The following is a 14,089-nucleotide window of genomic DNA, read 5'->3' on the forward strand; positions in this document are numbered from 1 at the left end:
ATACGGGAAACGCTTATGCCATTCGCCAGCATATGGATGCTCCTGGGCGAACCGAAGAGCCAATGATGGCTGCGTCGGTGGGTGCCCGCCATTCCGGTTTCGGCGACGTTGTCGGCAACGCGGCCATGGAAAGGCTGGCGAGCGGCTTCGGCTTCATCGAAGGGCCGGTGTGGCACCCCTACGAGAAATGGCTGGTGTTCAGCGACATTCCGGAAAGCCGCATGTATCGGCGAAGCCCCTCGGGTGAGGTCGAACTGTTCCGGGAGCCGAGCCACAAGGCCAATGGCAACACGCTCGATCGCCAGGGCCGGCTGGTCACCTGCGAGCATGCGACAAGCCGCGTCACCCGCGCCGAACCGAACGGCGGCACGACGGTGCTGGCCACGCATCACGGCGACAAGCAACTCAACAGCCCCAACGACATCGTCGTCGCCACCAGCGGGTCGATCTACTTCACCGATCCGGGTTTTGGCCGGATGGAGTTTTACGGCGTGCCAAGACCCCAGGAACTGCCCTTCCAGGGCGTCTACCGGATCGACGGCGACGGCGCCCGGCTGACGCTGGTTGCCGAGGATTTCGCCCAGCCGAACGGGCTGTGCTTCTCGCTCGACGAGTCGCGGCTGTTCATCAACGACACCGAGCGCGGCCATATCAGGGTGTTCGGGGTCGAAGCGAATGGCGGTCTGAACGGCGGCGCCGTATGGGCCGCGACCGAAGGTGCGGAGCCGGGAGCGCCGGACGGCATGAAGATCGACAGCCGCGGCAATCTCTACTGCACCGGTCCCGGCGGTATCCATGTCTTCGATGCCTCAGGCGACATTCTGGGTGTCATCGCGACGCCGGAAGAGTGTGCGAATTTCACCTTCGGCGACGAGGATCTGAAGAGCCTCTACATCGCCGCGTCGACGTCGCTTTACCGGCTAAGGGTTCGTGTGCCGGGGTTGAGACTGTTTTGAGTCCGGGATCATCCGTGCTCAAATCGGAACGGGAGGTCCGCCGGCCTGAAAGCCGGTGGCAAGTGCAGCAGTCAACATCACATAGGAGGACTATGACATGAAGAAACTACTGGTCTTGAGTACCCTGGCGGCCATGCTGGCCTCAGGTACGGCGCTTGCAGACACCAGTGGCAAGAAGATCGCCTTCTCCAACAATTATGCCGGCAATTCGTGGCGGCAGGCGATGCTCGACAGCTATGGCATCGTCACCAAGAAGGCGGTCGCCGACAAGGTGGTCGGCGCGGCCGACATCTTCACCACCGCCGACAAGGAAGTGCCGACCCAGGCGGCCCAGGTGCAGAACCTGATCCTGCAGGGCTATGACGCCATCGTCATCAACGCGGCATCGCCGGATGCGCTCAACGGCGCTATCAAGCAGGCCTGCGATGCCGGCATCACCGTCGTTTCCTTCGACGGCACCGTCACCGAACCTTGCGCCTACCGCGTCGTCGTCGACTTCAAGGACATGGGCAAGCAGGAAGTCGAGCAGATGGCCAAGTTCCAGCCCAAGGGCGGCAATCTCTTGGAAATCCGTGGCCTTGCCGGCACCTCGATCGACGATGCCATCCATGCCGGCATCCTCGAAGGCGTCGCTGCCCATCCCGAGTTCAAGATCGTCGGCTCGGTGACCGGCGATTGGGACCAGACCACGGCGCAGAAGGCGGTCGCGACCATCCTGCCGTCGCTGCCGGATGTCGTCGGCATCGTCGACCAGGGCGGTGACGGCTATGGCGCCGCACAGGCCTTCGCCGCCGCCGGCAAGCCGCGCCCGACCATCATCATGGGCAATCGCCAGGACGAACTGCAGTGGTGGAAAGAGCAGAAGGACAAGGACGGCTACCAGACATGGTCGGCGTCGATCGCGCCCGGCGTATCGTCACTCGCCTTCTGGGTGGCACAGCAGGTGCTCGACGGCCGCACCGACATCCCGCACGATCTCTTGGTGCCGTATCTCGCCTTCACCCAGGACGATTTCGAGGCCGAGCTGCCAAAAATCGTCAAGGGCGGCGTCGCCAGCCACGAATACACGCAGGAAGATGCCATCGCGGCCATCAAAGCCAACATCAAGTGATGGCTGACCTGTTGCCGCTGGCATCGCCGACCGGATATCGTTGAGTATGCCTGAGGTCAACGCAGACATCGTCAGACTGGACGGCGCCGAAAAACATCTCGGCGCCGCCAAATTGGATATAGTCAGACTGAACGGGGCCGAAAAACATTTCGGCGCCGTTCGGGCGCTCAACGGCGTCGACTTCCACGTTGTATCAGGCGAGTGCGTCGGCCTGGTCGGCCACAATGGCGCGGGCAAATCGACGCTGATGCATATGGTGTCGGGCACAATGGTGCCCGACAGCGGCCAGATCGCCGTGCGCGGCGGCATCGAGGACCACTATTCGGTGCCGCGCGCGCAAAAGCTCGGCATACGCTGCGTGTTCCAGGAATTGTCGCTGTGCCCCAACCTCAGCGTCGCCGAGAACACCCGCATCAATCACCCGTCGCTGCGCGGTTTTGGCTGGCGGCGCAAGGCGGCTGATCTCATCGCCGCCAAGCTCGACGAGATCTTTCCGGGCCACAGCATTTCGGCGGCCGACATTGCCGGCGACCTTTCGATCGGCCGGCGCCAGATGGTCGAAGTGGCGCGCGCCTTCACGGTGACGCAGGATCCGCTCGAACTGGTCATCCTCGACGAGCCGACATCCTCGCTCGACGCGCACACGGCCGGCCAGCTGCTGGCCTTCGTGCGCCGCTTCGTCGCAAGTGGCGGCAGCTGCATCCTGATCTCGCATGTGCTGGGCGAGGTGCTGAACAATGCCGACCGCATCGTGGTGATGCGCGACGGCAAGGTCGTCGCCGCCGATGCGGCCAGGGCTTTCGACCGCGAAAAGCTGGTGACGGCGATGGGTGGCGCGGAGGCACGCGAGAAGATCGCGGCCGAAGTGGCGACCAAATCAGCGGCCGGCCCGCTGCGGGTTCGGGCGCGTCCGGCACGGCAGGAGGACGGCAAGGAACTCGTCGCGCGTGCCGGCGAGATCATCGGCCTCGCCGGACTTGCCGGACATGGACAGACGGATCTGCTGCTTGCGATCTTTGCCGCTGCTCAGCGCGCCAGGACGGGCATCGAGGTGACAGCGCCGGTGGCGCTGGTGGCCGGCGACCGCCAGTCGGACGGCATCTTTCCGCAATGGTCGATATCAGAGAACATCGGCATCCGCTCGCTGGCGCGCTTGCGCAACGGCTTGCTGATCTCGCCGCAGCGCGAGGCCGAACTCGCCGCCTTCTGGCAAAAGAAGATCGGCATCCGCACGCCGGATATGAACAACAACATTTTTTCGCTGTCCGGCGGCAACCAGCAGAAAGCCCTGTTCGCGCGGGCGCTCGGCTCCGACGCCAAGATCGTGCTGATGGATGATCCGATGCGCGGCGTCGATATCGGCACCAAGCTCGAAGTCTACGACCTCGTGCGCGAAGAGGCGCGCCTCGGTCGCACCTTCCTCTGGTACACCACCGAAACCGAAGAGCTCGACAATTGCGACCACATCTATGTCTTCAAGAACGGCCGGATCGTCGCCAATCTTCGACGCGACGAACTGACGGAGGAAAAGATCATCCAGTCCTCATTCGGCGACGCGGCCTGAGATGACGACAGCAACCGTCGAGACCGCCCCAAAAGGTTCTGCCGAACGCGGCGCGCTGGCACGGGCGCGGCTGCTGCGCGGCCTGCTGCCGGCTTTGTCGCTCGTGCTGGTGCTGCTGGCCATCGCCTGGCTCAACCCGCGCGCCATCAGCTATTTCGGCTTCAGCCTGATGCTCAATCTGGCGATCCCGATCGCGCTGGCGACGATCGCGCAGATGTTCGTCATCGCTGGCAACGAGCTCGATCTGTCGATCGGCACCTTTGTCGGTTTCGTCGGCTGCGTCACCGCGACATGGCTGAAGGATGCGCCGCTCACCGGTGTCGTCATCCTGCTCGGCTCGATCGGCGTCTATGCGCTGCTCGGGGCGCTGATCCATCTGCGCAATCTGCCGTCGATCGTGGTGACGCTGGGCATGAGCTTCGTCTGGCAGGGCCTTGCCATCCTCATCCTGCCAAAGCCCGGCGGCAAGGCGCCGGACTGGCTGCTGTCGCTGATGGCGTTCAAGCCGCCGTTCATTCCGTTTCCGATCATCGCCGCGCTGCTCATCGCAGCGGTCGTCCATTTCGGCCTGATGCGCACCTCCTATGGCGTCATCCTGCGCGGCTCCGGCGGCAATCCGGCAGCACTTGGGCGCGCCGGCTGGTCGCTGCTCAGAACCAAGATCGTGCTGTTTGCACTGACCGGCCTGTTCGGCGTGTTCTCCGGCATGGCGCTGATCGGCATCACCACGTCGGCCGATGCCAATATCGGCAACGGCTACACGCTGCTGTCGATCGCCGGCGTCATCCTCGGCGGCGGCGAATTCGTCGGCGGCAGGGTGTCGCCGATCGGCGCGGTGCTCGGTGCGCTGACGCTGGCGCTAGCCGCCTCGCCGCTGCTCACCTTCATGCACATTCCGCCCGACTGGCAGGTCGCCGCCAATGGCGCCATCCTGATCATCGTGCTGGCGGCCCGGGTGCTGATCAGCCGCAAGGAGAGGTGAGATGGCCTCGCTGCGGACAATGCTGACCAAACCCTGGATCTGGTCGTTTCTCGGCGCACTGCTGGTGTGGCTGGCAACCATCGCCTTCACCGGCGGTTATGGCGGCGGCGGCATGATCACGGCGGCCCTGTCCCTTGCCGTCTTCACCGTCATCGTCGGCGTCGGCCAGATGTTCGTCATCACGCTCGGACCGGGCAATGTCGACCTGTCGCTGCCGGCCAATATCGGTCTGGCCAGCGCGGTCGCGATGAAAGTGATGGACGGCAATGATTCGATGATCGCGGTCGGGCTGCTGGCGGCGCTCGCCTGCGGCATGGCGATCGGCGCCGCCAATTATCTCTTGATCTGGGCGCTGCGCATTCCGCCGATCATCGCCACTTTGTCGGCGAGCTTCATCATCCAGTCGATCGACATCAGCTACGGGCGCGGGCTGCAGATCAAGCCGCCGCCAGGCTTCGCCGATTTCGCCAACTGGCAGGTCCTTGGCATTCCGGTGCTGGCGATCCTCACGGTTCTGTTCACCATAGGTACTGCCATCGCGCTGCAACGCATGATCTACGGCCGCTCGGTGCTGGCGATCGGCCAGAACATCCGTGCCGCCTGGCTGGCCGGCGTCAATGTCGGCCGCATCCGCTTCCTCACCTACACGCTGTCGGGCGCGCTCGGCGGCATCGACGGGGCGCTGCTGGCCGGCTATTTCCGCGGCGCCAATGTCGATATCGGCAACGAGTATCTCTTGGCCTCGATCGCCGTCGTCGTCATCGGCGGCACCTCGGTGGCGGGCGGCAAGGCCAATGTGCCGGGCGTCTGGGGGGCGGCACTATTCTTGGTGCTGCTTCTCACCATGCTCAACACATTCGGCGTCAGCGCCGGCGTTCGACTGTTGCTGACCGGGCTGATCATCGTCGGCGTCATCACCGTGGCGGGCGGGCAGAAAGCGCTGCGCTAGAGCCTGTTCCATCCCGATGGAATCGGGATGGGGCACTATCTTCTTGTTGGAGCATGATCTTTTCCGAAAACTGGATTCCACTTTTCGGGATCCTGCTCCAGGCCTACGTCAGCTTTCTCATGACTCCAGATGCCTGTTCAGCATCAGCCGCAACTCATCCAGCACCTCGTCGCGCAGGCGCTCCTCGCCGACCAGCGTCAGAGGTATGCGCATAAGCTGGGGTACGATCACCGCCAGGCGCTCCGCCTGCCCTGCCGGCAAGCGCGGATAGGCTTGCGAAAACAAGGCGGCGATCTGCTCCCGGCGGAGGGCTCGCACCGCGCGCCGCCATTGATCGTCGCCCGGCAGATCGAGCAGCGACGAATAGACCGGATGCGTGGCCATGAACGTGCCCAGCAACGCGAACAACTGGTCGGCGATCGTCGCCGCGTGCATCGCCTCGGTTTGCTCGCGCAAGCCATCGAGCTCGGCCGACAGCTCTTCCGCCGTTGCGACAAGGATCGCCTGCGCCATGGCCTGCTTGGTCGGGAAGAACAGGTAGAGCGTGCCGATGGCCGCCCCCGCCCTGGCGGCGATCTCGGTCATCGTCGTGGCCTCGAAACCCTTTTCGACGAACAGTTCCGCGGCTGCTGCCATCAGGGCCGCGACACGGTCGCGGCCTCTTTTTTGCTGCGGCGCGCGCGGCGGCGGCGGTGTTGCGCTTGCTTTTTCAGAGGTCATCCTCATGCTTCCAAAAGTGAGACCATCCTCATATATACGTGAGAGTATCCTCATACATATGTGAGGTCAGCCTCATATGACGGAGGTCACCCTCATAATCTAGCACGGCGGCTATCATGCCAGCGTTGCCGGACATTACCACGATGATCGCCACCATGCAGGATCGTCCGCAACCCACAAATGGATGGTTCTGAGCTACACCACGCTCGGTATGCTGGCCGCCGCCATCAACGGCTCGATCCTTCTGATCAGCCTGCCGGCGGTGTTCCGTGGCATCGGCCTCAAGGCGCTCGACCCCGGGAACATCAACTATCTGCTGTGGACGATCATCGGCTACATGGATCGCCACCGCCGTGCTGGTCGTCGCTTTCGGCCGTCTCGGCGACCAGTTCGGCCGGGCCGAAATGTACAATCTTGGTACTCAATCGAGCAGACGCTGCTCTGGTCGGCGATGCCCGGCTTCTGGCTGTTTCTTGGATCGTTTCGGAGGCGTTTCGTTTGCTGTTAGCGGCATGGTGGCGGGTGCCGCGAGCTTCGTGAGGCTGATGGCCCTGCCAGCCGACTCCTCCTACGCGGCCTTTGCCGGGCTTCTGTTCCTCCGCGGCCTCGGCTGCGGCCTCTTCGTGGCGCGGCGGGCGCAGCGCCGACGCGCAATTGCCTGGCGGCTGACGCCACAAGTCGACGATAGGCTCGCGGACAAGCATTGAGCCAGAGACGGATCGGGTTTCCATTCGCAGCGCGGCCTAGTAAACCCTATCCGCGATCGCAGCCGGTCTCGGGAGGTTCCGCGTGTCCAATTCTGTCAACGTCGCAAACGAGAACGGCGTCGCCGTCGTCACCATCGACAATCCGCCGGTCAATGCGCTGAGCTTCCATGTTCGCCAGCCGTTGATGCAGGCGCTGGTTTCCTTGCGGGACGATCCGTCGGTGGCGGCCATCGTCATTGCCTGCGCCGGGCGGACTTTTGTTGCCGGCGCCGACATCACCGAGTTCGGCAAGCCATTGCAGCAGCCGGAACTGCGCGCCATCGTGGCGACGCTGGAGAGCATCGCCAAGCCGACGGTCGCCGCCATCCACGGCACGGCGCTCGGCGGCGGGCTGGAACTGGCGCTCGGCTGTCATTTCCGCGTCGCCGATGTCCAAGCCAAACTCGGCCTGCCGGAAGTGAAGCTCGGCCTGCTGCCGGGTGGCGGCGGCACGGTGCGGCTGCCGCGCCTTGTCAGTGTGCGGAAGGCGCTCGGCATGATCGTTTCTGGAACGCCGATCGGCGCGGGTGACGCACTCGTCTCCGGCCTGGTCGACGCGCTCTTCGACCGCGACCTTGTCGCGCAGGCAACTCGTTTCGCCGCCGAAATGGTTGCAAAGGATGGCCCGTTCGTAGCGGTGCGCGACCGCAACGAGCGGCTCGCGGAAATTGATCTCCCGGCCTTCGACAAGGAGGCGGCTGAGCTGGCCAAAAAGGCGCGGGGCCTCGACGCGCCGGTCGCCTGTGCGCAAGCGGTTCGTAACGCCATGACGCTGCCATTCGACGAAGCGTTGGCGGCGGAGCGGGCGCTGTTCACCAAACTCGTCGCCGGCGACCAGTCGCGCGCCCAGCGGCACCTGTTCTTCGCCGAACGTGAGGCGGCAAAGGGTCCCGGCAAGGATGTCGCCAGGCGCAAGATAGAACGCGTCGGCGTCATCGGCGCCGGCACGATGGGCGGCGGCATTGCCATGGCGTTTGCCAGTGGCGGCTATCCCGTGACCCTGCTGGAAACCAGCGGCGAGGCGCTGCAGCGTGGGCTGGCGACGATCGAGAAAAACTATGCCGTTTCGGTGACGCGTGGTTCGTTGTCGGAAGATGCCAAGCGAGAGCGGCTCGGCCTGTTCAAGGGGTCCACCGACTATGGCGATCTCGCCGATTGCGACCTGATCGTCGAGGCGGTGTTCGAAGACATGGCGGTCAAGCACGATGTGTTCGCCAAGTTGGACACGGTGGCCAAGTCGGGCGCGATCCTGGCCACCAACACTTCCTATCTCGACGTCAACGCTATCGCCGCGGCGACGTCGCGGCCGCAGGATGTCGTCGGCCTGCATTTCTTTTCGCCTGCCAATGTCATGCGGCTGCTGGAGATCGTGCGGGCCGAGAAGACCGCGCCGGACGCACTGGCAACGGTCGTCGAGCTGGCGCGGCGAATCGGCAAGGTGCCGGTCGTCGTCGGCGTCTGCCACGGTTTCGTCGGCAATCGCATGCTGGCCGCGCGCGGTTCGGAATCCGAGGCTCTGCTGCTGGAAGGCGCAACGCCCAGCCAGATCGACAAGGCGTTCACCGATTTCGGCTGGCCGATGGGGCCGTTCCAGATGGGCGACCTCGCCGGGCTCGACATTGGCTGGCGCAATCGCAAGGCGCGCGGCCTGACGGCAGTGATTGCCGACACGCTGTGCGAACAGGGGCATTTCGGCCAGAAGACCGGCAGCGGCTTTTATCGCTACGAGAACGGTTCGCGCACGCCTGCTCCCAATCCGGAGGTCGAAGCGCTGATCCGCGACAAGGCGACCGAGAAGGGTATCGCGCCGCACACCATCACCACCGACGAAATCATCGAGCGCACGCTCTATCCCTTGGTCAACGAGGGCGCGAAGATCCTCGAGGAGAAGATCGCCGCCCGCGCCTCCGACATCGATATCGTCTGGGTCAATGGCTACGGTTTTCCCGTGGGCAAGGGCGGGCCGATGTTCTGGGCCGGCCTCGAAGGGGCGGGCAAGATCATCGAGCGGTTGGAATATTGGCACGAGCGGACCGGCAAGGATGTTTTCCGGGTGGCGCCGCTGCTGAGGCGGATGGCCGAGACCGCTTCGTGGGAAGACACTGCCGCCGGATAGGCCTTCTCCCGACGCCGCCAAATTTGACCATGTGGACAAAAGTCAAGCGCCGTTCCATAGTTCCCCGTCTACATTCCTGAGAACAGCCGGCTCGACACGGCTGTCAGCCAGAGGGGCACTTCAATGAGAAACGACAACAGCAAAATTCAAGGGCTTTCGCGACGCAACGTGCTGGAACTGGGCGCGCTTGGCCTGGCGGCGGCCATGCTGCCGGGCAGCGCCTTTGCCAAGGACAAGAAGCTCAAGGTGGCGGCGATCTTCGCCACGCCGATCGAGGAGCCATGGGACAACCAGATCCATGTCGCCTTGCAGAAGGCCGAGAAGGAACTCGGCATCGAGTACAAATGGTCGGAAAAGGTGCAGACCGCCGATTTCAGCCGCGTCATGCGCGAATATGCGCAGGGCGGCTGTCAGCTGGTGCTGGGCGATGCCTTCGCAGCCGAACGCGAATCGCGCAAGACGGCCAAGCAGTTTCCGAAGACCGCCTTCCTGTTCGGCTCGGGCGCCGGGCCGGCCGAACCGAATTTCGGCGTCTTCGACAACTGGATCCATGAGCCGGCCTATCTCTCCGGCCTGATCGCCGGCAAGATGTCGAAGTCGGGCACGGTCGGCGCCGTCGCGGCGATGGGCATTCCGGAAGTGAACCGGCTGGTCAACGCCTTCTTTGCCGGCGCCAAGGAGGTCAATCCCAACATCAAGAAGAAGGTCGCCTTCATCGGTTCGTTCTTCGACCCGCCGAAGGCAAAGGAAGCGGCGATCGCCCAGATCGATGCCGGCGCCGACGTCATCTATGCCGAGCGCTTCGGCGTCATCGAAGCGGCGGCGGAGAAGAAGATCCTCGCCATTTCCAACATGTCCGACCAGGCGAGCCTCGGCCCCGACACGGTCATCACCGGGCCGGTCTGGGACATGTACCCGACGGTCGAACAGGCGATCAAGCTGGTCAAGGCCGGCGTCTTCACGGCGCAGGACTATGGCGATTTCTCGCGCATGGCCAAGGGCGGTTCGTTCCTGGCGCCGTACCACAAGTTCGACAAGACGCTGCCCGCCGAGGTCAAGGATCTGGTCGAGAAGAAGAAGGCCGAGATTCTGGAAGGTAATTTCCGGGTGGATGTGGACGAGAACACGCCGGTTTCGGATTAGGTTTACCCTCCCCCTCGTGGGGAGGGTCGATCCGCGAAGCGGAGCGGGGTGGGGGTCTTCGGCGCCGCACCCCCACCCCGTCTCACGATCTTCGCTTCGCTGCGATCGTAAGCCGACCCTCCCCACAGGGGGGAGGGTGAAGACCCGCAGGAGCACCATTGCCCGCCCCACTCATCGAAATGCGCGGCATCACCAAGGTCTTCGGCGCCGTCAAGGCGAACGAGGCCGTTGATCTGAGCGTCGCACCGGGCGAAATCCTCGGGCTGCTGGGCGAGAACGGCGCCGGCAAGACGACGCTGATGAATGTGCTGTTCGGCGCCTATGCGCCGGATGCCGGTGAGATCCTCATCCAGGGCAGCCCGGTGAAGATCAACAGCTCGGCCGATGCGCTGGCCGCCGGCATCGGCATGGTGCACCAGCATTTTCACCTGGCGCCGCGGCTGTCGGTGCTGGAAAACCTGCTCATCGGTATATCAGGCAAATCAGGCCGGATCGACCGCGCTGGCGGGCTGGCGCGGCTGGCCGAAATCGGCCGCCAGCATGGGCTGACGCTCGGCCCCGACCTCCCGGTGTCGGCATTGTCGGTCGGCGAGCAGCAGCGGCTCGAAATCGTCAAGGCGCTGTTTCGCGGCGCGCGACTCTTGATCCTCGACGAGCCGACGGCGGTGCTGGCGCCGACAGAGGTCGACGGGCTGTTTTCGGCGTTGCGCTCGATGGCGGCGCAAGGGCTCGGCATCATCTTCATTTCGCACAAGCTCAATGAAGTCAGGGCGGTGACTCATCGCTGCGTGGTGTTGCGGCTTGGCCGCGTCGCCGGCCGCGTCGATGACCCGGCCAACACGACCTCCTCCGAGATGGCAACGCTGATGTGCGGCCATGAGATCGTGCCGCCGGCCAGAGGGCCATCGACGCCAGGTGCTGCGGTACTCACCCTCGATGGTATTTCCACGTCGCATCATTCCGGCATGGCGCTGCTCGATGTGTCGCTCTCGGTCCGCGCCGGTGAAATCCTCGGCATTGCGGGCGTTTCCGGCAATGGCCAGCGCGCGTTGGCCGAGGTGATTTCCGGCGTGCGTGCGCCCGATGCCGGCAAGATGACGATAGCCGGCAAACAAGTCTCGCGGTTTTCACCGCGCGAGGTGCAGGGGCTCGGTCTCGGGCGCATTCCGGAAGACCGCATGACGACCGGGCTGGTCACCAATCTGCCGCTTGCCGATTCGATGGTGCTGCCGCGCATCGATACGGCGGCTTTCAGCAGCAGAGGCCTGCTCAAGCCGGATGCGATCCGCGCCTTTGCCGAGGAGCAGATCAAGGCCTATGACATTCGCTGCCCCGGGCCGATGACGCGCGCCGGGGCGCTGTCAGGCGGCAATTTGCAAAAGGCGCTTTTGGCGCGCGAACTCGCTTTCGATCCAAAGGTGCTGATCGTTTCGCAGCCGACGCGCGGCCTCGACATTGGCGCTGCCCGCTTCATCCACGAAAAATTCCTCGACATGCGGGCCAAGGGCTGCGGCCTCATCGTCATCGGTGAGGATCTCGAAGAATTGCTGGTGCTCTGCGACCGCATCGCGGTGATGTATGAGGGCCGCATCGCCGGCACGCTCGACAGCGCCGATGCCACGATCGCACGGCTAGGCCTGCTGATGACCGGGGCCGGACAGGCGGAGGCGGCGGCCTGATGTTTCGCCTCGAAGCCCGTACCTCGACGCCTGCCTGGTTCAACCTGGCGCTGCCTTTGCTGGCCATCGGGGCAACGCTCATCCTGTGTAGCGGCCTGATCGCGCTGGCCGGCGCCGGCATTCTCGAAGCCTATGGCGTGATGTTCACGGCTTCGTTCGGCGACAGCTACGCCATCACCGAAACGCTGGTGCGCGCGGCACCGATGATCTTCACCGGGCTGGCCGTCGCCGTCGCCTTCCGGGCAAAGTTCTGGAACATCGGCGCCGAAGGCCAGTTGCTCGCCGGCGCGGTCGCCAGCTGCTTTGTCGGCGCCATCCCGATGCCGGGGCCGCTCGCCATGCTTTTGATGGCGCTGGCGGGTGCGGCCGCCGGGGCTGCGGTGGCGCTGGTGCCGGCGACGCTGCGGGTGAAATTCAAAGTCGACGATGTCGTCTCCTCGCTGCTGCTCAATTCGGTCATCTATTACGCCCTGATGGCGCTGATCGAAGGGCCGTGGAAGGACACCTTCAGCGGCTATCCGATCTCGCCGCCGATCGAGGATTCGGCCAATTTCCCGGTGCTCATCGAAGGCACAAGGCTGCATCTCGGCGTCGTCGTTGCGCTGCTCGCTGCACCGCTGATCTGGTTCCTGATCGTGCGCACGACGCTCGGCTTCAAGATCAGGGTCACCGGCGAAAACCCGGAAGCGGCGCGCTATGGCGGCATCCATGTCGAACGGGTGCTGCTCTCGACGGCGCTGCTCTCCGGCGCGCTGGCGGGGCTCGCCGGGGTCGGTGAGGTCGGCGGCGTGCATTTCCAGGTGATGAGCGACATCTCGCCGGGTTACGGCTATTCCGGAATCGTCGTTGCCATGCTGGCGCGGCTCAATCCGCTCGGCGTGGTACCGGCGGCGATCTTTCTTGCCGCCGTGATGACCGGGGCTGAAGCGATGTCGCGGGCGACCGGCGTGCCGGCCTTCCTCAGCGATGTCATCCAGGGCACCGCATTGCTTGCCATGCTGGTGGCGCTGCTGTTCACCGCCTATCGCATCCGCCGCGTCGGAACCGCCAAATGAGCGCAGTGTTCGAACAGATCTTTCAGGTCGGTTTTTTGGCCGCGATCATCCGCATCGCCACGCCGCTGGCGTTTGCGACGCTGGGCGAAATGTTCTCCGAGCGCGCCGGTGTGCTCAATCTCGGCATCGAGGGCATCATGCTGCTCTCGGCGATGACCGGTTTCACCGCCACCAGCCTCAGCGGCAGCCTGTGGCTCGGCGTGCTGGTGGCGGTGCTGACCGGCATGCTGATGGGCGCGCTGCATGCGCTGTTCACGGTGGCGCTCGGCCTCAGCCAGCATGTCTGCGGCATCGGCGTCACGCTGTTCTCGTCGGGCCTTGCCTACTTCCTCTACCGGCTGATCTTTGGCCAGCAATCGGTGCCGCCCAACATCAAGGGCTTCGCGACGCTGCCGATTCCGTTCCTCTCCGATATCCCGATGCTCGGGCCAGCAATATTCAACCAGTTTTCGCTGGTCTACATGGCGATACTCGCCATCCCGCTCGCCGCCCTTGTGCTCTACCGCACGCCATGGGGGCTGTCGGTGCGCATGGTCGGCGAAAATCCGCGCGCCGCCGATTCGGCCGGCGTCAGCGTCATTGTCACGCGCTTCCAGGCGGTGATCCTCGGCGGCGCCTTGATGGGGTTGGCCGGCGCGTTTCTGACCATGGCGCAGTTCAACGCCTTCACGTTCGGCGTCGTATCGGGCCGCGGTTGGGTGGCGATCGCTCTGGTCGTCTTCGGACGCTGGGATCCCTGGCGCTCGGCAGGTGCGGCGCTGCTGTTCGCTTTCGTCGATGCCTTGCAATTGCGCATGCAGGCCAGCGGCCTTGGGCATATCCCCTATGAAGCATTCCTGATGCTGCCCTTCATTTTTACCATCGTCGCCATGGCAGTGATGTCGCGCAACGCGGTGGCGCCATCGGCGCTGCTCAAGCCGTTTCGACGGGAAGAGCGGTAGACGCTCGCTCCTCACATCGGCGGCCAATCGACCGCGACGCGCCTCGCTCAGCAAACCACAACCAATTTCTCGTCCAGTTGGAGAAAATCGTTCCAACAATTGCCAAAAAATAGCAATCGACAAAGTC

At 64.3% G+C, this 14,089-nt stretch carries 12 protein-coding genes; 11 read left to right on the forward strand and 1 reads right to left on the reverse strand.

All coding sequences use genetic code 11. From position 1 onward, the window contains the following. Nucleotides 1–65: 65 nt before the first annotated feature. The 5 genes from AC1D0N_RS25740 to AC1D0N_RS25760 all read left to right on the forward strand — a co-directional run bounded on the left by AC1D0N_RS25740 (nucleotide 66) and on the right by AC1D0N_RS25760 (nucleotide 5,562). Complete coding sequence (locus tag AC1D0N_RS25740) at nucleotides 66–956, forward strand: SMP-30/gluconolactonase/LRE family protein (RefSeq protein WP_477248786.1); 891 nt, start codon at nucleotides 66–68, stop codon at nucleotides 954–956. 97 nt (nucleotides 957–1,053) lie between these two features. After that, nucleotides 1,054–2,067, forward strand: a complete 1,014-nt coding sequence (locus AC1D0N_RS25745; RefSeq protein WP_477248787.1) for a substrate-binding domain-containing protein — start codon at nucleotides 1,054–1,056, stop codon at nucleotides 2,065–2,067. A gap of 46 nt (nucleotides 2,068–2,113) precedes the next feature. Next, the gene (locus AC1D0N_RS25750) at nucleotides 2,114–3,631 is read left to right on the forward strand and encodes a sugar ABC transporter ATP-binding protein (RefSeq protein ID WP_477248788.1); all 1,518 of its coding nucleotides are present in this window, start codon (nucleotides 2,114–2,116) and stop codon (nucleotides 3,629–3,631) included. Between the two features lies 1 nt (nucleotide 3,632). Then, nucleotides 3,633–4,613, forward strand: a complete 981-nt coding sequence (locus AC1D0N_RS25755) for an ABC transporter permease (protein ID WP_477248789.1) — start codon at nucleotides 3,633–3,635, stop codon at nucleotides 4,611–4,613. Between the two features lies 1 nt (nucleotide 4,614). After that, nucleotides 4,615–5,562, forward strand: a complete 948-nt coding sequence (locus tag AC1D0N_RS25760) for an ABC transporter permease (RefSeq protein ID WP_477248790.1) — start codon at nucleotides 4,615–4,617, stop codon at nucleotides 5,560–5,562. 117 nt (nucleotides 5,563–5,679) lie between these two features. Here the strand turns inward: AC1D0N_RS25760 and AC1D0N_RS25765 are convergent, their stop codons facing one another. Continuing rightward, nucleotides 5,680–6,336 carry a TetR/AcrR family transcriptional regulator gene (locus AC1D0N_RS25765; protein WP_477248791.1) on the reverse strand — a complete coding sequence of 219 codons (657 nt, stop codon included), beginning with the start codon at nucleotides 6,334–6,336 and terminating at the stop codon, nucleotides 5,680–5,682. 130 nt (nucleotides 6,337–6,466) lie between these two features. Here AC1D0N_RS25765 and AC1D0N_RS25770 point away from each other — a divergent pair, with 130 nt between their 5' ends. The 6 genes from AC1D0N_RS25770 (at nucleotide 6,467) to AC1D0N_RS25795 (ending at nucleotide 13,962) form a co-directional block, all read left to right on the forward strand. Continuing rightward, on the forward strand, nucleotides 6,467–6,790 hold the full coding sequence (locus tag AC1D0N_RS25770; RefSeq protein ID WP_477248792.1) for a hypothetical protein: 324 nt from the start codon (nucleotides 6,467–6,469) through the stop codon (nucleotides 6,788–6,790). A gap of 281 nt (nucleotides 6,791–7,071) precedes the next feature. Then, nucleotides 7,072–9,144 (forward strand): 3-hydroxyacyl-CoA dehydrogenase NAD-binding domain-containing protein, encoded by a 2,073-nt coding sequence (locus tag AC1D0N_RS25775; RefSeq protein WP_477248793.1) that lies wholly within the window; start codon nucleotides 7,072–7,074, stop codon nucleotides 9,142–9,144. 123 nt (nucleotides 9,145–9,267) lie between these two features. Beyond that, nucleotides 9,268–10,287 carry a BMP family protein gene (locus tag AC1D0N_RS25780; protein WP_477248794.1) on the forward strand — a complete coding sequence of 340 codons (1,020 nt, stop codon included), beginning with the start codon at nucleotides 9,268–9,270 and terminating at the stop codon, nucleotides 10,285–10,287. 158 nt (nucleotides 10,288–10,445) lie between these two features. Further along, nucleotides 10,446–11,966: an ABC transporter ATP-binding protein gene (locus AC1D0N_RS25785; RefSeq protein WP_477248795.1), complete on the forward strand. Its 1,521-nt coding sequence runs from the start codon at nucleotides 10,446–10,448 to the stop codon at nucleotides 11,964–11,966. Continuing rightward, nucleotides 11,966–13,021: an ABC transporter permease gene (locus AC1D0N_RS25790; protein ID WP_477248796.1), complete on the forward strand. Its 1,056-nt coding sequence runs from the start codon at nucleotides 11,966–11,968 to the stop codon at nucleotides 13,019–13,021. The genes AC1D0N_RS25785 and AC1D0N_RS25790 overlap by 1 nt, the downstream gene beginning before the upstream one ends. After that, nucleotides 13,018–13,962 carry an ABC transporter permease gene (locus tag AC1D0N_RS25795; RefSeq protein WP_477248797.1) on the forward strand — a complete coding sequence of 315 codons (945 nt, stop codon included), beginning with the start codon at nucleotides 13,018–13,020 and terminating at the stop codon, nucleotides 13,960–13,962. The genes AC1D0N_RS25790 and AC1D0N_RS25795 overlap by 4 nt, the downstream gene beginning before the upstream one ends. Nucleotides 13,963–14,089 lie beyond the last annotated feature (127 nt).

The organism is Mesorhizobium sp. P2_E10, assembly GCF_056404235.1.